The organism is Burkholderia sp. AU4i (genome assembly GCF_000466765.1).
GTDB classification, from domain to species: Bacteria; Pseudomonadota; Gammaproteobacteria; order Burkholderiales; family Burkholderiaceae; genus Burkholderia; species Burkholderia cepacia.
Window position 1 is genome coordinate 14,640 of the sequence record NZ_ASSI01000196.1, and the last position, 19,018, is coordinate 33,657.

Sequence of the window (19,018 nt, forward strand, 5' to 3'; positions counted from 1 at the left end):
GCAGATTTCTCCCAAATGCATCACAAGTCATTCATCCGATGAAAAATCCCCGTCGGTTACCGGTATGATGCGCACCTTGCGCGTGATCGGTCGTCGAACTTTGATACGACATTGATACACGCGGCGCTACAAATCCGCACAACGAGCGCGTGAAAGATTCTGTAATATAAATTCCGTATACTCGTAAGTTCTGATCCAGGCGCCGCCTGCCAATTCCTTCGGCCGACCGCCCACGCAGAACAACCAGATACGTCGCCGCCTGGCCGTCTTGCGCCGCGACACGCTATGCACCACCACTGAACATCTATGTCTTCCCGCCACTCTGGTTCGCCCGGCCTCGCCGCGGCGGTGATCGCCCGTGTCCGGGCGCTGATCCGCAACGAGCGTGTGCTGTCGCCGCTGCTCGCGCTCGGCATCGGCCTGCTGCTGATCGTGGTTTTCCAGCACCTGTCGGAATCCGTCGACTACCGGTCGGTGATCCGCGAGTTGCGTCACATGTCCGTCGGCGAGTGGGGCGCATCGCTGGCCGCGACGGCCCTCAGCTATCTCGCGCTCGTCGCCCGCGATGCGGTCGGCCTGCGTTATGTCGCCGCGAAGGTGCCGCGCGTCGCGTTGTGGATCGGCGCGATCGCCGGGTCCGCGCTCGGTAACGCGACCGGCTTCGGCGCCCTGACGGGCGGCGCGGTCCGCGCACGCGTGTACGGCGTGTCGGGCGTTACGCCCGCGCAGATCGGCCGGATGACGGTGTTCACGAGCGGCACGCTGGCGCTCGCGATGGTGTTGATGACGGCGGTCGGCATGGTCTGCGTGCCGGAGGCGCTCGCCGCGATGCTGCACGTCGCGCCCGGCGTGCTGACGTGGGGCGGCGCCGCGCTGCTCGTGATACTGGCCGCGATCGTCGCGATGTGCGGCAACACGGCGCGCCCGGTCGTCACGCGCTTCAAGTGGCTGTCGTTCGACGTGCCTGCGCGACGCGATCTCGTCGCGCAGGTCGTCTACGCGGTGCTCGACGTCGTTGCCGCGGGCCTGACGCTGTGGGTGCTGCTGCCGGCCGCGCCGGTCGGCTTCCCGACCTTCATCACGGTGTATGCGGCCGCGCTGCTGCTCGGGATGATCGGCCATACGCCGGGCGGGATCGGCGTGTTCGAAGCCGCGATGGTCTTCACGCTCGGTCGCGAAGTGCCCCCGCACGCGATGGTCGCCGCGCTCATCGCGTATCGCGCAATCTATTTCGGCGTGCCGCTCGTGCTGTCGGCCGGCCTGCTGGCCGGTTTCGAGGGCCGCGCGCTGCGCCGCCGGCTCGTCACGCGGCAGGCCGTGCGCGTGTCGCAGCTCGCGCCGGTGTTCCTGAGCCTCGTGACGTTCGCGGTCGGTAGCATGCTGGTGATCTCGAGCGCGACGCCCGCGTTCTGGCACCGGATCGCGATCCTGCGCCACCTCGTGCCGCTGTGGGTGCTCGAAGGCTCGCAGGTGATCTGCAGCGTGCTCGGCGTCGCGCTGCTGTTCGTCGCGCGCGGGCTGCTGCGCCGCCTCGACGGTGCGTGGTGGATGACCTTCGCGCTGACGCTCGCAAGCCTCGCGCTGTCGCTCGCGAAAGGCCTCGCGTTCGTCGAGGCCGGCGTGCTCGGCACGCTGCTCGTGCTGCTGCTCGTCAGCCGCCGCCGTTTCAACCGCCATTCGTCGCTGCTCGCCGAGCGCTTCACGGTGAGCTGGTTCGTGTCGGTGACCATGGTGCTGATGCTGGCCGTGTGGGTGCTGTTCTTCGCGTTCCGCGACGTGCCGTACACGCGCGAGCTGTGGTCGCATTTCTCGTTCGACGCGCGCGCGCCGCGGGCGCTGCGTGCGACGCTTGCGTCCGGCGTGTTCGTCGCGCTGTTCGCGCTGTGGCAACTGCTGCGCCCGGCGCCCGGCCGTTTCGTGAAGCCCGCGGCGCAGGACCTGTCGGACGCCGAACGGATCATCCGCGCGCAGGAATGCAGCGATGCGGGCCTCGCGTTGATGGGCGACAAGTCGTTCCTGTTCTCGGAATCGCGCCAGGCGTTCCTGATGTATGCCAAGAACGGCCGAACGTGGGCCGCGCTCCACGACCCGGTCGGGCCGCGCGAGGAGTGGCCGGGGCTGATCAGCAAGTTCATCGCGCTCGCACACGCGCACAGCGGCCGTGCGGCGTTCTACCAGGTGCGCGCCAACGCGCTGCCGCTGTATCTCGACGCGGGGCTCACGCTGATGAAGCTCGGCGAGGAAGCGCATATCGCGCTCGACCAGTTCGACCTGAAGGGTTCGAACCGGTCGCACTTGCGCTACGCGCTGCGCCGTGGCGACAAGGATGCGCTGACGGTCGAGGTGATCGCACCGCCCGACGTGCCGGCCACGTTGCCGGCTTTGCGCGACATCTCCGACGGCTGGCTCGATAGCCGCGACGCGCGCGAGAAGAGCTTCTCGGTGGCCGCGTTCCACGACGGTTATCTCGCGACGCAGTCGGTGATGCTCGTGCGGCAGGCCGACAAGCCGATCGCGTTCGTCACGTTCATGACGACCGACCTCAACACCGAGGCGACGGTCGGCGTGATGCGCCATCTTCCGGACGCGTCGCCGTACGCGATGGAATATCTGTTTACGCAGCTCGCGCTGCATCTGAAGGAAGCGGGCTTCCGCAAGCTGAGCCTAGGTATCGCGCCGTTCTCGGGGATGGGGGCGGCGAAGATGCCGTCGCCGTTGCACCGGATCGGCCTGATGGTCTGGCGCTTCGGTGGCCGTTTCTACAACTTCCGCGGCTTGCGCGCTTTCAAGAGCAAGTTTGAACCGCACTGGGAGCCGCGTTACCTCGCGGCCTCGGGCACGGTCGGCGTGTTCGTCACGCTCGCGGATCTGTCATTGCTGGCTGGAGGTCGGCGTTCATGAGTTTGAAGAAGGGAATCGCGCGGGCGGCAGCCGCCTGCGCGGGAATGATGCTGGCCGGCGCCGCGTGCGCCACGCAGCCTGCCGCCGTGAAAGCAGAAACCGTGTCGGGCGGTCGTTATGGGCCCGTCACCGTGACCAAACCCAGCGGGCCGCTGCGCGGATTCGTCGTACTGTTCTCGCGTGAGGCGGGCTGGAATGCCGCCGATCAGCAGGCGGCCGACGCGCTCGCGAAAGCCGGTGCGATGACGGTCGGCGTCGATTCGGAGCGTTACGCGACGAATCTCGCCGCGAAGCAGGAGACGTGCCACCACCTCGACGGCGACGCCGAAGCGGTCAGCCACCAGCTCGAACGCCTCGCGCAGTCGTCGCGTTATTTCACGCCGATCGTCGCGGGCGTGGGCCAGGGCGGCGCGATCGCGAAGCAGATCCTGTCGATGGCGCCGGAGAACACGATTGCCGGCGTCGTATCGGTCGATCCGGCCGCGAAGCTCGATCCGCGCTTCAAGCCGTGCCCGCCCGATCCGACGATCGTGCGCCGCGCGATGCCGGGTTTCGTCGAAACGGCGGCCGCGGGCGATTCCGCGAAGCTCGTGTCGCTCGTCACGTCGCACCTGCGGGACACCACCAGCAGCGACGAACTCGACGTGTCGGATCTGCCGCTCGTCGAGCTGCCGGCCAAGGGCGGCAGCGGCCAGCTCGCGATCGTGATCTCGGGCGACGGCGGCTGGCGCGATCTCGACAAGACGATCGCCGAGGCGCTGCAGCGCGACGGCGTGTCGGTGGTCGGCATCGACAGCCTGCGCTATTTCTGGAGCGAGAAGCCGCCGGCGCAGGTGAGCCGCGATCTCGCGCGCGTGATGCGCACCTACATGGCGCGCTGGCATGCGAATCGCGTGGCGCTGGTCGGCTACTCGTTCGGTGCCGACGTGATGCCGTTCGCGTACAACCGGCTGCCGGCCGACCTGCGCGACAAGGTCGCCGTGATGTCGCTGCTCGGCTTCGCGCCGGCCGCCGATTTCCAGATCCGCGTGACGGGCTGGCTCGGCATGCCCGCGAGCGACAAGGCGCTGAAGGTCGCGCCGGAAATCGCGAAGGTGCCGCCGCAGCTCGTGCAGTGCTTCTATGGCGCGGAGGAGAAGGACACGATGTGTCCGGCGCTCGCGAACACGGGCGCCGATGTGATCAAGACGCAGGGCGATCACCACTTCGGCCGCGACTACATCGCGCTCGAGAAGAAGATTCTCGGCGCGTTCGGCAAGCCGGTGGCGGCACGCTGAACGCCGGCGCCCGCTTCGCGGCGGGCGCCGGCCGGACCTTTCCGGTTCTTCGTACGGGCGGCCAGCGTGCCGCCCGTTTCATTTTGCGGCGGGCGTTTCCGCGTTCTGCTGTGGCATCTTTGTTCTCGCATCGCGCTGATAGAAGCCGGGGAACCGGTCGAGTTGCCGCCGTGCGGCCGTGATGTCCGTGCCGTCGCCGAGCACCGCGCTCGAGAACCCCGTGCGTTCCATCAGCAGCAACTGGTCGACCAGCACCTCGCCGGTCGCGCGCAGGTCGCCGGTGAAGCCGTAGCGCTTGCGCAGCAGGTACGCCTGGCTGTATGCGCGGCCGTCGGTGAACGACGGGAACTGCAGGTCGATGCGCGTGACTTGCGCGATCCGCCCGGCGAGCAGCGGCAATTCCTCGTCGTTGCCGATCGTCAGCATCGTGTCGTCGTGCGGCTGCGTGTCGCGGGCGTGTTCGGCCGGCGTCAGCAGGCGGATGCGCGCGTGTGCGTTCGAAGCTTGCTGGTTCATGCGGGCTCCACCTGATGGCGCGCGTCGTTCGCGGCGGCCTTGAAGGGTTCCGTGCCGATGCGGCGGACGGTGTCGATGAACCGTTCGCTGCGGCCGTCGTTGTCGATCCGTGCGTCGAGGTACGCGTTGACGATCGCTTCGACGACATCGACGATCTCGTCCGCCGAAAACGACGGGCCGATCACCTTGCCCGGCCGTGCCGGGCCGCTCGCGGTCGAGCCGTCCGAGCCGCCGAGCGTGACCTGGTACCACTCGGCGCCGTCCTTGTCGACGCCGAGGATGCCGAGGTGGCCGCTGTGATGATGGCCGCACGAGTTGATGCAGCCGCTGATGTGCAGGTCGATGTCGCCGACGTCGTGCAGCATGTCGAGATCCTGGAAGCGCTCGGCGATCGCATCGGCGATCGGGATCGAGCGTGCGTTCGCCAGCGCGCAGAAGTCACCGCCCGGGCACGCGATCATGTCCGTCAGGAGTCCGACGTTCGCGCTGGCGAGCCCGATCGCGCGGGCGTTTTCCCACAGCGGGAACAGGTCGTCGACATGCACCCACGGCAGCACGACGTTCTGCGTATGCGTGACGCGCGCCTCGCCGGCCGAGAAACGGTCGGCGAGATCGGCGAGCGCGTCGAGCTGGTCCGGCGATGCGTCGCCCGGTGCCTGCAGGCGGCGCTTGAACGACAGCGTGACGATGCGCAGCGCCGGGTCGCGGTGATCGGCGACATTGCGTGCGAGCCAGCGCGCGAAGGCCGGATGGTGTGCCGCCTGGGCCGACACGCGCAGGTTCGCGTCGCGCAGGCTGACCGCGCGCGGCTTGAGGCGCGGCGCGACGAACGACGCGGCGACGCGGTCGAACTCGACCTGGGCGATCGTGTGCAGCCCGCCGTCGTGTTCGACGATCTGGCGGAACTCTTCCTCGACGTCGTCGATGTAGCGCTGCCCCTCGGTCTTCACGAGGATCTTGATGCGCGCCTTGTACTTGTTGTCGCGCCGTCCGTAGCGGTTGTACACGCGGACGATCGCCTCGATGTAGTTCATCACGTGCTGCCAGGGCAGGAACGCGCGCAGCAGCGTCGCGATCGTCGGCGTGCGGCCCATTCCGCCGCCGACGCTCACGCGAAAGCCGAGTGCGCCCGTGTCGTCGCGCACGAGCTTGAGGCCGACGTCGTGCCAGTCGGTCGCGGCGCGATCCTCGGCCGCCCCGGTGATCGCGATCTTGAACTTGCGCGGCAGGAACGCGAATTCGGGGTGCAGCGTCGTCCACTGGCGCATCACTTCGGCGAACGGGCGCGGATCGGCGATCTCGTCCGGCGCGACGCCGGCGCGCTCGTCGCACGAGATATTGCGGATGCAGTTGCCGCTCGTCTGGATGCCGTGCATGTCGACGGTCGCGAGCAGGTCCATCACGTCGGCGGCCTTCGTGAGCGGAATCCAGTTGAATTGCACGTTGGTGCGCGTCGTGAAGTGCGCGCTGCGGGTCGGCAGGCGCATCGTGCCGAGCAGGGCCTGCGCGTCGCATGCGGCGCGGTAGGTGGCATCGTCGGGCACATCGTAGTCGCGCGCGATCCGCGCGAGCACGCGCAGCTGCGCGCTGGACAGTTCGCCATAGGGCACGGCCACGCGCAGCATCGGCGCGTGGCGCTGCACGTACCAGCCGTTCTGCAGGCGCAGCGGCCGGAACGCGTCTTCGCTCAGCGTGCCGAGCTGCCAGCGCTCGAGCTGGTCGCGAAACTGGGCTGCGCGGCTGTGCACGAGCGCCCGGTCGAAAACGGTATATCGATACATGACGTGATACGCGAGAGGAGCCGCGGCGCGATGCGGGCGGCTCGAGGGGACGTTGCGACGGGTGTCAGGCAACCGGAGACAGCGTAGGGAACGCGGGGCGGCGGGACAAGCAGCAGATCGGGACGAAAAGGGCGCAGCAGATGGCCGGCGAGAGGCCGGTGCAGGCCGGCGCGGGCCGGGCATGCGTGCATGCCCGCGACGGGTGCTTACGCGTCGGCGTCGACGACGAGCGCCGGATCGAGCGCGCGGATGCGCTGGTCGATGAAGTAGCCGCCGCCTTCCTGGTAGCGCAGGAACAAGCGACCGCACGAGCGGCAGCGGCTCACGGTGCAGCGGTTGTACGGGAAATGGCGCAGTGCGATCGGCGCGTCGTCCGACGCGTAGCGCGTGCCGGCCGGATGATATTCGGCGTAGGTCGGCTCAGCCTCGCCGGGCGGCGTGAGCGTGGCGACTTCGGTCAGTTGCGCGTCCTGCAGCGACAGCGGCAAGGTCGTCCATCCGGCGAGCGGCGTTTTCGTGCAGGTGCACGGCTGCGTGACGTGCGCTGCTTCGGTGGCCAGTTTCAACAGCGCGTCGTGATCGAGGTAGGGCAGTTGACTCATGGGAAATCATGAAGAGGCGGCGGGATCAGCACTGTAACCCGCGCACCGGTTGCATGCATGGTCGTGACGCAGGCGGCGCACCGTGGGCGCTTCAATCGCCCTTGCGGACCGACGGCTGCGCGACCAGCTCGCCGAGCACGCGGATCGCGCGTTCGATGTCGCGGCTCCACGGATGGCCGAAGTTCACGCGCACGCAACGTTCGAAGCCGTGCGCGGCCGAAAACAGCGGCCCCGGCGCGAAACTGATTCCGCGTGCGATCGCCTGGCGATGCAGCTCCATCGCGTCGATCGCGTCGGGAAACGCGAGCCACAGAAAATAGCCGCCGTCGGGCCGCACCCACTCGACGCCGGCCGGCAGCCAGCGGCGCAGCGCGTCGTCCATCCGGTCGAACTGCGTGTGCAGCGCGCCGCGCAGCTTGCGCAAGTGCCGGTCGTAGCCGCCGTGCTCGAGATAGTTCGCGATGCCGGCCTGCGCGGGAATGCTGGCCGACAGCGTCGTCATCAGCTTGAGCCGCTGCACCTTCTCCGCGAACCGGCCGGCGGCGGCCCAGCCGATCCGGTAGCCGGGCGCGAGCGTCTTCGAGAACGAGCTGCAGTGCATCACGAGGCCGTGCCGATCGAACGCGCGCGCGGGCAGCGGGTAGTCGGGGCCGAAATGCAGCTCGCCGTATACGTCGTCCTCGATCAGCGGCACGTCGCGCGCGGCGAGCATTTCGACGAGCGCACGCTTTTTTTCGGTGGACAGCGTGACGCCGGTCGGATTCTGGAAATTGGTCATGAACCAGCACGCGCGAATGTCGTGCCGGTCGAGCGCGTTCGCGAGCGCATCGAGATCGAGGCCCGTGCGCGGATCGACGGGAATCTCGACCGCGCGCAGGTCGAGCCGTTCGATCGCCTGCAGCGCCGCATAGAAGCCGGGCGCTTCGACGGCCACGACGTCGCCGGGCCGCGTGACGGCCATCAGGCACAGGTTCAGCGCTTCGAGCGCGCCGTTCGTGACGACGATCTCGTCGATGGGCTGCGAGATGCCCGTCGCGAGATAGCGCCGGGCGATCTGCTGGCGCAGCGCCTCGTTGCCGGGCGGCAGGTCGACGACCGTGCTCCACGGGCTGACGAGCCGCGTGGCCTGCGCGAGCGATTTCGCGAGGCGAGGCAACGGAAACAGTTGCGGCGAAGGGAATGCGGAGCCGAGCGGCACGATGCCGGGCTGCGTGGCCGCGTCGAGGACGGAGAACACGAGGCTGCTGATGTCGACCTTGCGTGTGGCGCCGGCCCGTTTCGCGCGGCGCGTGGGTGCCGGGCCTGCCTCCGGCGTTGCGCCGGGCGCGACGTAGTAGCCCGAGCGTTCGCGCGCGCGGATCAGCCCCCACTGTTCGAGCAGGTAGTACGCGCGAAACACCGTCGACTGGCTCACGCCGTGCTGCGCGATGATCTGCCGCAGCGACGGCAGGCGCGTGCCGACGGCGAGGTTGCCGTTGCGGATGTCGTCGGCGATCGTGTGGGCGAGGGTTTCGTAGCGTTTCATCGGCGAGGGTGGTGCGCGCCGTCGCCACGCGCGGGCCGGACTGGCGCCGCGCCGGCGGGCGCGGCTCATTGTCCGATGCGCGGCCCGAAAAGGAAAGTGCACGCGTGTCGACCGCGCGTTCCTGCCGCGTCAGGCCGCGTTCGGTTCCACGTTCCGCCGGTTCGCACCGCCGCGCAGCGGCGGCAGCGGCTCGACCTTGCCGACGATGAACAGGTACGACAGCGCGCCGACCACGCACAACGCACCGGCCACCGCGAGCGGCACGACGAACGAGCCCTTCGTGATCGACAGCATCACGCCCGTGAACGTCGTGATGAAGATACCCGCGAGATTGCCCGCGAAATTCTGGATGCCGCCGAGCGACGCGACATGCGCCGGGGTCGGCGCGACTTCACCCACGAGCGTCCATACGTTGGCGCCCGCGAACGACAGGCTGGCATACGCGAGCGCGAACAGCGCAAGGCACGCCCAGACGTTCTCGACGAAGGCCGACAGCGCGATCGACGAAGACAGCAGCATCCCGAGCACGAGGCAGGTCTTGCGCGCGGCAGTCGCGCTCCAGCCGCGGCGGAACAGGCTGTCGGACACGTAGCCGCCGAGCCAGCCGCCCGGAATCGCGAGCAGCGCGGGCAGCATGCCCCACGTGCCGAGCGACGCGAGCGAGAAGCCGCGCGACTGCAGCAGGTAGCTCGGGAACCACGTGATGAAGAAGTAGATCGCGAAGTTCAGGCAGAACAGGCCGATCATCATGCCCCACACGGTGCGATAGCGGAACAGGTCGAGCCACGACACCTTCGGGCCGTCGGTTGCGGCCGCAACGGCCGGCGCGCCGCGTTGCGCGAGCAGGGCATCGACGGCGTCAGGCGCGATCGCGCGATAGCGTTCCGGGTCGCGATAGACGAACCACCACGCCAGCGCCCACACGATGCCGATGCCGCCCGTGATCACGAACGACCCGCGCCAGCCGACGATCGAGATCAGCCATGCGACGAGCGGCAGCGACAGCGCGGAGCCGACGCGCGAGCCGCTGTCGAAGATGCTGCTCGCGAGCCCACGTTCGCTGCGCGGGAACCAGTTGAACGCGACCTTCGCGAACGACGGGATCGCGGCCGCTTCGCCGACGCCGAGCATCAGCCGCACGCCGACGAGCTGCGCGAGGCCGCGCGCGGCGCCCGTCGCGACGGTGAACGCCGACCACCAGCCGACCGCGAGCGCGAGGCTCACGCGCACGCCGACCTTGTCGATGAACCAGCCGGCCGGCAACTGCAGGAACGCGTAGGTCCAGAAGAACGCGCTCAGCACGAGCCCCATGCCGACCGCGTCGAGGCCGAGGTCGGCGCGGATGCTGGGCGCCGCGATCGCGAGGTTCGCGCGATCGATGAAGTTGATGACGTTGGCCAGGAAGCACATCAGGATCATGGCCCATCGGATGCGTGGCATGCGGTGTCTCCGCGCGGAATGTCGTGACGGGCGGCCGGCGATCCGCTGCGCCGGCCGCCTCGATGGGCGGCTTATCGGGTGACTGGCGACGGCGTGCGGTCGAACTTCGCGAGCGCTTCCCACAGGCCGTTCAGGTAGACCGCGCCGAGCGCGCGGTCATAGAGGCCGTAACCGGGCTTGCCCGTCTCGCCCCAGATCATGCGGCCGTGGTCGGGGCGCACGTAGCCGGTGAAGCCGGTGTCGTGGTACGCCTTCACGATCGCGGCGATGTCGAGCGAACCGCAGCTCGACAGATGCGCCGTTTCCTCGAAATCGCCGTTCGCGTCGACCTTCACGTTGCGGATATGCGCGAAGTGGATGCGACCCATCGCGCCGAATTCGCGCACGAGCGCCTCGACGTCGTTCTGCGGGCCCGCGCCGAGCGAACCCGAGCACAGCGTCAGCCCGTTCGCGGGCGTGTCGACGATGCGCACGATCCGCGCGAGATCGTCGCGGTTCTTCACGATGCGCGGCAGCCCGAAGATCGGGCGCGGCGGATCGTCGGGGTGGATCGCCATCTTCACGCCGGCTTCCTCGGCGACCGGGACGATCGCCTTCAGGAAGTATTCGAGGTTCGCCCACAGCGCCGCTTCGTCGACGTCGCGATACTCGGCGAGCAACGCCTGCAACTGTTCGGGCTGGTAGCTCGAATCCCAGCCCGGCAGCGCGATGCCGTCGTCCGGATCGATCCGGTCGACCGCGTCGGTGCTGAACGCGAGGCAGGTCGAGCCGTCGTCGAGCGTCTTCGACAGCTCGGTGCGCGTCCAGTCGAAGACAGGCATGAAGTTGTAGCAGATGACGCGCACGCCGGCCGCGCCGAGGTGGCGAATCGTCTGACGGTAGTTGTCGATCAGGCGGTCGCGGCCCGGCTTGCCGAGCTTGATGTCCTCGTGCACCGGCACCGATTCGACGACTTCGAACTGCAGGCCGGCGCGTTCGATCGTCGCCTTCAGCGCGTCGATCTTGTCCACGGGCCAGACTTCGCCCACCGGTTCGTCGTAGATCGCCGACACGATATGCGTGACGCCCGGGATCTGGCGGATGTATTGCAGCGAGACCGGATCGGACTCGCCGTACCAACGGAAAGACATCTTCACTGGAGCGGCTCCTGGCTGGCGGTTGATGCATCGGGCGGACGGGCGGCGGCGTGCCGGACCGTCTCCGGTGTGCGGATTATGATTGGTATGCCAGTTATGCGGGATAGTGGTTTACCAGTTGTCGGGATCGCAACCGGTGGCATGACGCTTCGGCGCGCACCCCGGCGCGCCGGCCAATACGTCGAACCGGACGCTGGCCGAAATTGGTGTACCATTTTGCCGATCCGGCGCCGCGACGGCGACGGCCAGCCTGTTGCGAGCCTTTCGATGACCGATCTTTCCAGCCAGCCAGCCAGCCGCGATACCGATGCCGCGGACCGCTCCTATATCGGCCTCGCGCGGCAGATTCACGCGATGGTGGCCGCCGGTGCGTTCGAGGCCGGCGCGCGGCTGCCGTCCGAGCGCAGCCTGGCCGACCAGTTCGGCGTGAGCCGCACGCAGGTGCGCGAGGCGATCATCGCGCTCGAGGTGCAGGGGATCGTCGAGGTGCGGATCGGTTCGGGCATCTACGTATCGGCGGCCGATGCCGCGCGGCCGGTGACGTTCGAGGTGCCGCGCGGCCCCGGGCCGATCGAGACGCTGCGCGCACGCGGATTGATCGAGGCGGAAGTCGCCGCGCTCGCGGCGACCGAACGCAAGGATGCGGATCTCGACCGGCTGTTCTTCTCGCTGACGACGATGCGCGAACAGATGGACGACAAGGCCGCGTACGACGCGGCCGATCGCCAGTTCCACCTGCGCATCGCGGAGTCGACCGGCAACACGGTGCTGCTGCACATGGTCACCGCGATGTGGGACTGCGCGCGCAGCGATCCGCTGTGGGACAAGATCGAGGAGCACTTTCACTCGAGCGCGCTGCGCGAGGCATCGCAGGAGGATCACCAGCGGATCTTCGCGGCGATCATGGCGCGCGACGCGGCGGCTGCACGCGAGGCGATGGGCGCACACCTGTCGCGCGTGATCGCGGAATTCACGCAGGCGTGGCGCTGACGTTCGTTCCGGTCGACGGAAACGGCCCGCCGTAACGGCACCGGCATGCGGCGTCGCTGATGGCGCGCGGGCGCCGTATACGGCTTCTTCCAATTGCGCGACCGTAGGTTTTATGGTCTTGTTGCGTGATATCGCATCGACTCGAAAAAGGACAGTCGAATGCAGCGGGGCGATTCACGCGGGGTCCGATTGATCAGGGGAATCGGCGCACGTACACGCGTACGTATCGCCGTGCGCAGGCTGCTCATCATTTTGACGGCAGGCTTACTTGCCGCTGCGCTGCCGGTGCTCGCCGCCTCTCCCGAAACCGTCAACGACAACGTGCTGCGCGTGCTCGCATGGCCCGGTTATGCGGACAGCGATGTCGTCAGCGCGTTCGAGGCGCAATTTCACGTACGCGTCGAAGTGACGTTCGTCGACTCCGACGAAGCGTTGTGGACGCGGATGCACAGCGCGGCGCCGCCGCCGTACGACGTGCTGGCCGCAAACACGGCCGAGATCCAGCGCTACGCGCACGAACGTCTGCTCGCGCCGATCGACCTGTCGCGCATCCCGAACCGGCGGCGGCAGTTGCCGAACTTCCAGCAGCTCGCGACGATCGACGGGCTCGTGGAAGAGGGGGCTGCCTATGCGATCCCGTTTACGTATTCGTCGATGGGGCTGATCTACGACCGCAAGCAGGTTTCCGCCGTGCCGCGTTCGATGCGGGAGCTGTGGAATCCGCGCTACCGCGGCAAGGTGCTCGACTTCAACAGCGCTCAGCACAATTTTTCGTTCACGGCGCTGGCGCTCGGCTATCCCGATCCGTTCCGCCTGTCGCCCGCGCAGACGCTCGCCGTCGCGCACAAGCTGATCGACCTGCGCCGCAACCTGCTGACGTACTACACGCTTCCTGAAGAGGCGACCGCGCTGTTCGTCCAGCATCGCGCGGCGCTGATGTTCGGCAATTACGGCACGCAGCAGGTGGAACTGCTGCGGCGCGCCGGCGCGGACGTCGGCTACGTGATCCCGGACGAAGGTGCGCTCGCGTGGCTCGACTGCTGGGCCGTCACGCGCGGCGCGCAGCATCCCGAGCTCGCGTTCGCATGGATCAACTACATGCTCGAACCGGCGATCGGTGCGCTGCTGACCGAACGCCAGGGCCTCGCGAACACGTTCGCGCCGCCGCCGGGCCTCGACACCGGGCACCAGCATCTCGTCTGGCTCCAGCCCGTCGAGGACATCGCGCGGCGCGAATCGCTGTGGAGCCGCATCGTGTCGGGCGACCGTCCGGAGCGGTTCGGAAAATGATCCGGCTCGGGCTCACATCGAAACTGTCGGTGCTGTTCGCGTGCATCGGCGTGATCGCGTCCGGCACGACCGGCTATTACGCGTATCGCGCGAACCGCGCGATGCTCGTGCAGGAGGCACAGCACAGCCTGCTGATGTCGACGCAACTGCTCGGGCAACGCTTCACCACCGCGCTGTCCGACGTTGCGGACGATGCGCTCGTGCTCGCGCAGATGCCGTCGTGCGCGCTGGTCTCGGGCGGCGACAACCGGGATGGCGCGGCACGCGCGCGGCTCGAGCAGGTGTTCTACAGCTTCATGAGAAATCACCCGGAATACCTGCAGGTTCGCCTGATCGCGCGCGGGGATTTCGGGCTCGAACGCATTCGCGTCGATCGCGATGCGCACGGCATCGTCGTGCTGCCGGACAGCGCGTTCCAGGAGAAAGGACAGTTTTCCTACGTATTCGATACGCTCGCGACGGCACCGGGTCATATTTACCTGTCGCCGATCGTGATCAACCACGAGACGGGAACGCACGCGGCCGAGGGGCTGCCGATCCTGCGCGTGGGCACGCCGGTCGTCGACGGGTCGGGCCAGACGGTCGGCGCACTCGTCGTCGATGTCGAACTGTCGCGCGTGTTCGACCGGCTCGAGCGCGATCTGCCGGAAGACTACGCGGTGTATCTCGCGAACGAGTGGGGCGACTTCCTCGTGCACCCCGATCCGTCGCAGACGTTCGGCTTCGATCGCGGGCGGCGCGTGCTGATGCAGGACCGCTTCGCCGTCACGCGCGCGCTGTTCGACAGCGCCCGCACGAACGTTACCCTCAACGGCCTGACCGATCCCGCCGATGCGCCGGGGCAGATGTTCGCGTTCGCGCGCACGCCGTTCGGGCACGACGAGGGCAACCGCTTCGTCGTGCTCGGGATGGGGCGTCCGCTGGCCGACGTGCTGGTGCCGGCCGGCGTGCTCGGCGAGCGGATCATCCGGATGGTGCTCGTGTCGAGCCTGATGGCGGTCATTCTCGCGATCCTGTTCGCGCGTGCGATCACGCGGCCGCTGCAGACGCTCGCGCGCGCGGCGACGCACGTGTTCGACGATCCGGCCACCGAGCAGCTGCCGGTCGGGCGCGCCGACGAGATCGGCGTGCTCGCGCGTTGTTTCGACAGCATGCGTGTCGAGATCCGCACGCAGGTCGCGATGCTGCGCGCGAAGCAGCGGGAGCTCACGCACCTCGCCGGCCACGATGCGCTGACCGCGCTGCCGAACCGCCTGCTGTTCATGGAGCAGCTCGACGCCGCGATCCGGCGGGCGGCCGCGATGCATGAAGGGCTGGCCGTGATGTTCGTCGATCTCGACCGCTTCAAGCAGATCAACGACCAGCACGGGCACTCGGCCGGCGACCGCGCGCTCGTCGCGGTCGCCAAGCGGTTGAGCCTCGTCCTGCGCGGCGGCGACATGGTCGCGCGGCTCGGCGGCGACGAATTCATCGTGCTGATTGCGGACGTGCGCTCACCGGCGGTGATCGGCGACGTCGCGTCGCGCATCCAGCTCGTGATGGCTGAAGAACTGGAGTTCGGTGATCGGCGCATGGCCGTCGGCGCGAGCATCGGCGTCAGCGAGTTTCCGGCCGACGGCGCGTCCGCCGAGGAACTGCTCGTCAAGGCCGACGCGGCGATGTACGCGGCGAAGGCGTCTGCGCAATGCGCATACGTGCGCTACCAGGAGCTGGTCGGCAGCGGGCGTGCCGCCGGCGGCGGGGCGGATGAAGCGGCCGGCCGCGTCGCGTCGGGCGGAAGCCGGTGACGGCCGGCCGCACGATACGTGCGATGCAAACGCAACGAGCCCGTCGCGGGACGGGCTCGTTGATGGTGCGGGCTGCGCGCGAAGGCGCGCGGCGGCAGGCTTAGTGGCCGAAGTAGACCGAGTCGCGCGGGTTCTGCACCTTGACGGCCGGTGCGCCGCCCTGGACGGTCGCGGCCGGTTGCGCACCGTAGCCGCTGTTGTCGGCGCCGCGCACGCGGGCTTGCGCGGCTTCGATGTCGGCCGGGTAGTGCGGGCTCGCCTGGCTCGGCTTGTAGCCGGCTTGTTCGAGCTGAATCAGTTCGTTCTTCACTTGCGCGCGGGTCACGGTGCTTTGGGCGAATGCGCCGAACGAAGCGGACAGGGCGACAGCGGCAACGACTGCGGAAACGAGCGGTTTCATGATGACCTCCGATGTTTATTGGCTTTCCGCGTTCGACACCATGTCGTAAGCGGTTGATTACATCGTAGGCGCCGGTCGACCTAGGGTAAACGTGAGTTTTGGTGAAAGATCGTTGTCGCTGGAGTAATAATTCCGGAATATACGCGTTCCGTCCCTATTCGATGTTGCTGGATTTGCAAGGGAGCGGAGCGAATGCGCGCGACGCGGACGGCGTACGCGGACGGGTGCCGGGTGGCGAAGGCGCGGGTGGAGAGGCGGCGGAAGGGTTGCGTTGCCGACGGGTCAGACGTCGTCGTCGATTTCCTTGCGTTCCCGGCGTTCCTCGTTGCCGCGGCGCGCGCGCAGGCGCTGGCGCGACAGCACGGCGATCACCTGCTGGGTCGGCGCGCCGGACGGCAGTTCGTTGCGGATGCGATCGGGCACCATGGGCAGGCCCGCGCGCTGCCGGCGCAGCGCCTTGGCGATTGCCCGGCGGCATTCGTCACCGTGGCAATCCCATTCATCGCGGATTCTCTGGCAATAACGGCATTGTTCCATCCGGACCTTCACCATTTCCTTTGTTCGTTAATAATCAACAACTTAACGAGCGATGGAAGTGGATTTTTCGACCTCAGCGTTTGTTCCGTGGCAGGCCAGTGTACCAAAGTGGATGAAGACGGACATACGCCGCTCACAGCCTCACATTTTAGGATACGTCTAGGGGCGGCATCGCGGTTCGGCGCGGTACACTTCAAACTCCCACAGTCCCCGCAAGAAGGGCTTCCATGGCGTTCTACGGTCAGTTTTTTGGCGTATTCCGGTCAGTTGGTCCCACTGGCACGCCGCAAGACACTCAATTTATTCTGAACGTCGACCGCAATCGTCAAGATCGCGGGATTGTTCTCGTTGCCCGGCCGAGTAGTGGCGCTAAGCCATACGGTATCGGAGTGAGAATTGAGTCGGTATTTCCTGAATTTGTCGCGCGTGCTGAATCGTTCTATCAGCGTAACGACCAGGGGGTCCCGTGCTTAGTGCCGTTTCCTGTCCAAGACTATCAGCCGATATACGCGGAACTTCGCGGGAAATTCGATGAAAAAAATTGCCGGTTCATGGGCGAGTGGAAAATCAGTGATGGGAGAAACGGGATTGCAGGATTTGGTCTTGTCGAAACCGAACATGGACTAGGCGAAGTACCAGTGTGTCAAACATGGAATGATTATAAATTTTGGGCCACAAATGTTCGAGGCGACGAAAAGTGTCCGGCAGCATTTCGTGGTCAATCAGATAACCGGTGGAAACTCGAATCCTCTTTTCATCGTTCTGGCAGAAATGATCTCTGGTACTACAATGCACATGCGGTCACGCAACTTCATCAACAATTGGAGTCAACATCCCTAACCTTGGATCGGTCTCGCCCCGGTGATTTTGCTCGACTCATCGCCATTGCTCAGCATCATGGATTTCCTACGCCTCTTCTAGATTGGACGCTTTCTCCGTATATCGCGGCATATTTCGCATTTTCCGATGCGCTCGAAAAATTAGAAAATTCTGATGCGACGCACGTTAGGGTGTATGCGCTAACAAAAAATTTCGCGACAAAATATTCGCCTCCAATTGTGGGATTGACGGAATTAGAGGCTGGGATTGCATATATTCACATATCTTCACGCGATAATCCACGTCTGCTGGCACAACAAGGTGTTTTTACGTTATCCACCGTCAAAGACATCGAGCGCTATCTTACTGCTAGGGTAGTGACGCCGAACAACGACTTTCTGTTGGCTGTTGACATTCCGGTGAGTGAGACTAAGGCTGCGCTCAGCGACTTAGCTTACATGGGTATCACCCCAGCCACATTATTTCCAGGAATTGATGGAATTTGTAAACGTCTCAAGCAACAAATGCTGATAGGGCAGATTTAGCAGGCACCGCAGTGACTGCGGCAGTAGTTTTTTGTCGTCTCTAGGGGCGGGAGAAAAGAACAAATCCCGCCGTACGCGAACTGATACGTATTCCCCAAAGTCAAGGACGCCGGCCTGAGTGGATCACGCGCCGGGTGCGGCATCGGCGAGCGCTTTCGCATGCGACTGGAAGCGGCGATGTTCTTCCGGCGGCACGAGCGAGCCGCCCGTCGCCCAGATGACGTGCGTCGCTTGGCGCAGGTCGATCGTATGGCGATGCACGTAGTCCTTTCCGGCCGGAGAGTGCGCCAGCCAGCCGGGGCCGCCGACGGCAGCGGCGGCCGACGGCTCGAGTTCCACGCCCGTCGCGCGCCGGACCGCGAGCAACTGCGCGTAAAGCTGCGCGTCGCTGACGGTGAAGACGCCCGACAGCTGGGACGCCATCAGCGGGCTGACGAGGTGCGACGCCTGCGCGACTGCCAGGCCATCGGCCTCGGTCCGGTTGTCGAGTCCCGCGTCGTAGACGGAGACGGGCTTCCCGGGGCCGGCGGCCAGCTGGACCAGCATGCACGGCGAAGCGACGGGTTCCGCGAAAAAGCAATGCACGTGCTCGCCGAATAGCGCCTTGAGGCCATAGGCGATCCCGCCCGGCGCGCCGCCGACGCCGCACGGGACATGGACGAAGAGCGGATGCGCGGCATCCACGGCGCGGCCTGCCCCGGCGAGCTGCGCGGCGAGATGCCGGGCACTGGCCGCGTAGCCGAGGAACAGCATCAGCGAGCCTTCGTCGTCGACGAAGTGGCTGCGCGGCTGATGGCGTGCCTGCGCGCGTCCCGCCGCGACGGCTTGCGCGTAGTCGCCGTCATGTTCGATCACGCGAACGCCGCGTGCTCTCAAGCGCGCCTTCTTCCACGGCTTCGCGTCGGTCGACATGTGGACGACCGACTCGAACCCAAGCGCGGCGGCCATCACGCCGATGCTCAGGCCGAGATTGCCGGTGCTGCCCACGATGACGGTGTGCGCGGCAAACAGTTCGCGTGCGGCGGTCGATGCGAGGAGCCGCCGGTCGCCCGCGGGTTCGAGCAGGCCATGTTCGATCGCGATCGACTCCGCGAGCGCGAGCACTTCATGAAAGCCGCCGCGCGCCTTGATCGAGCCGGCGACCGGCAGTGCGTCGTCGCGCTTGATGAACCACGCGCCGTGTTCGTCTGCCGGGAGCGACAGGCTGCGCTGCAGGCTGTCTGCCGGCATCAGCGGCGATTCGATTTTTCCCGCGCTCGCCGCGAGTTCGGGAAACAGCTCGGCCATCAGCGGTTCGCAGCGCGCCAGCCGCGCTTCGGCCATCGCAATGGCGTCGATCGCCGGTGCGTCGTGCGGCAGCGGGCTGCCGGCGTGGGGGTTCAGCCACAGCAGCGGGTGGCGCGATTGCAGCTTGGCTAATAGATCGGAAGGCTGGAGCGTGAAGGTCATGGATCGGTCTTGCGTCGGATGAG

General features: G+C 66.8%; 15 protein-coding genes. 6 read left to right on the forward strand and 9 right to left on the reverse strand.

The genetic code is table 11. The features are described from left to right. Positions 1-306: 306 nt before the first annotated feature. Together mprF and L810_RS35125 are read left to right on the forward strand one after the other, a co-directional pair. The gene (gene mprF, locus L810_RS35120; protein ID WP_021162922.1) at positions 307-2,901 is read left to right on the forward strand and encodes a bifunctional lysylphosphatidylglycerol flippase/synthetase MprF; all 2,595 of its coding nucleotides are present in this window, start codon (positions 307-309) and stop codon (positions 2,899-2,901) included. Next, the gene (locus L810_RS35125; protein ID WP_042977480.1) at positions 2,898-4,178 is read left to right on the forward strand and encodes a virulence factor family protein; all 1,281 of its coding nucleotides are present in this window, start codon (positions 2,898-2,900) and stop codon (positions 4,176-4,178) included. Before mprF ends, L810_RS35125 begins: the two co-directional genes overlap by 4 nt. Before the next feature lie 78 nt (positions 4,179-4,256). Here L810_RS35125 and L810_RS35130 read toward each other — a convergent pair whose 3' ends face one another. From L810_RS35130 to uxuA, 6 genes are all read right to left on the reverse strand, one after another. Then, positions 4,257-4,694, reverse strand: a complete 438-nt coding sequence (locus L810_RS35130; protein WP_021162924.1) for a DUF934 domain-containing protein — start codon at positions 4,692-4,694, stop codon at positions 4,257-4,259. Next, positions 4,691-6,475, reverse strand: coding sequence for a nitrite/sulfite reductase (locus L810_RS35135; RefSeq protein WP_021162925.1), 1,785 nt, complete (start codon positions 6,473-6,475; stop codon positions 4,691-4,693). Before L810_RS35135 ends, L810_RS35130 begins: the two co-directional genes overlap by 4 nt. A gap of 206 nt (positions 6,476-6,681) precedes the next feature. Next, positions 6,682-7,077, reverse strand: coding sequence for a hypothetical protein (locus L810_RS35140; RefSeq protein ID WP_021162926.1), 396 nt, complete (start codon positions 7,075-7,077; stop codon positions 6,682-6,684). A gap of 91 nt (positions 7,078-7,168) precedes the next feature. Beyond that, complete coding sequence (locus L810_RS35145; protein WP_021162927.1) at positions 7,169-8,602, reverse strand: aminotransferase-like domain-containing protein; 1,434 nt, start codon at positions 8,600-8,602, stop codon at positions 7,169-7,171. A gap of 129 nt (positions 8,603-8,731) precedes the next feature. After that, the gene (locus L810_RS35150; RefSeq protein WP_042977481.1) at positions 8,732-10,042 is read right to left on the reverse strand and encodes an MFS transporter; all 1,311 of its coding nucleotides are present in this window, start codon (positions 10,040-10,042) and stop codon (positions 8,732-8,734) included. Positions 10,043-10,113: 71 nt separating this feature from the next. Continuing rightward, positions 10,114-11,178 carry a mannonate dehydratase gene (gene uxuA / locus L810_RS35155; protein ID WP_021162929.1) on the reverse strand — a complete coding sequence of 355 codons (1,065 nt, stop codon included), beginning with the start codon at positions 11,176-11,178 and terminating at the stop codon, positions 10,114-10,116. A gap of 267 nt (positions 11,179-11,445) precedes the next feature. On the opposite strand from uxuA, the gene L810_RS35160 reads away from it, so the two are divergent. From L810_RS35160 to L810_RS35170, 3 genes are all read left to right on the forward strand, one after another. Continuing rightward, positions 11,446-12,168 (forward strand): FadR/GntR family transcriptional regulator, encoded by a 723-nt coding sequence (locus L810_RS35160; RefSeq protein WP_042977492.1) that lies wholly within the window; start codon positions 11,446-11,448, stop codon positions 12,166-12,168. 159 nt (positions 12,169-12,327) lie between these two features. Then, the gene (locus L810_RS35165) at positions 12,328-13,458 is read left to right on the forward strand and encodes an extracellular solute-binding protein (RefSeq protein ID WP_042977483.1); all 1,131 of its coding nucleotides are present in this window, start codon (positions 12,328-12,330) and stop codon (positions 13,456-13,458) included. Next, complete coding sequence (locus L810_RS35170; RefSeq protein ID WP_021162932.1) at positions 13,455-15,245, forward strand: sensor domain-containing diguanylate cyclase; 1,791 nt, start codon at positions 13,455-13,457, stop codon at positions 15,243-15,245. Before L810_RS35165 ends, L810_RS35170 begins: the two co-directional genes overlap by 4 nt. Before the next feature lie 100 nt (positions 15,246-15,345). Here the strand turns inward: L810_RS35170 and L810_RS35175 are convergent, their stop codons facing one another. Beyond that, positions 15,346-15,645, reverse strand: coding sequence for a DUF4148 domain-containing protein (locus L810_RS35175; RefSeq protein ID WP_042977484.1), 300 nt, complete (start codon positions 15,643-15,645; stop codon positions 15,346-15,348). 282 nt (positions 15,646-15,927) lie between these two features. After that, positions 15,928-16,182, reverse strand: a complete 255-nt coding sequence (locus tag L810_RS35180; protein ID WP_027791787.1) for a hypothetical protein — start codon at positions 16,180-16,182, stop codon at positions 15,928-15,930. 227 nt (positions 16,183-16,409) lie between these two features. On the opposite strand from L810_RS35180, the gene L810_RS46225 reads away from it, so the two are divergent. Further along, positions 16,410-17,546 carry an FRG domain-containing protein gene (locus L810_RS46225; RefSeq protein WP_081712940.1) on the forward strand — a complete coding sequence of 379 codons (1,137 nt, stop codon included), beginning with the start codon at positions 16,410-16,412 and terminating at the stop codon, positions 17,544-17,546. A gap of 123 nt (positions 17,547-17,669) precedes the next feature. Here L810_RS46225 and L810_RS35185 read toward each other — a convergent pair whose 3' ends face one another. After that, positions 17,670-18,995 carry a D-serine ammonia-lyase gene (locus tag L810_RS35185; protein ID WP_042977485.1) on the reverse strand — a complete coding sequence of 442 codons (1,326 nt, stop codon included), beginning with the start codon at positions 18,993-18,995 and terminating at the stop codon, positions 17,670-17,672. Positions 18,996-19,018 lie beyond the last annotated feature (23 nt).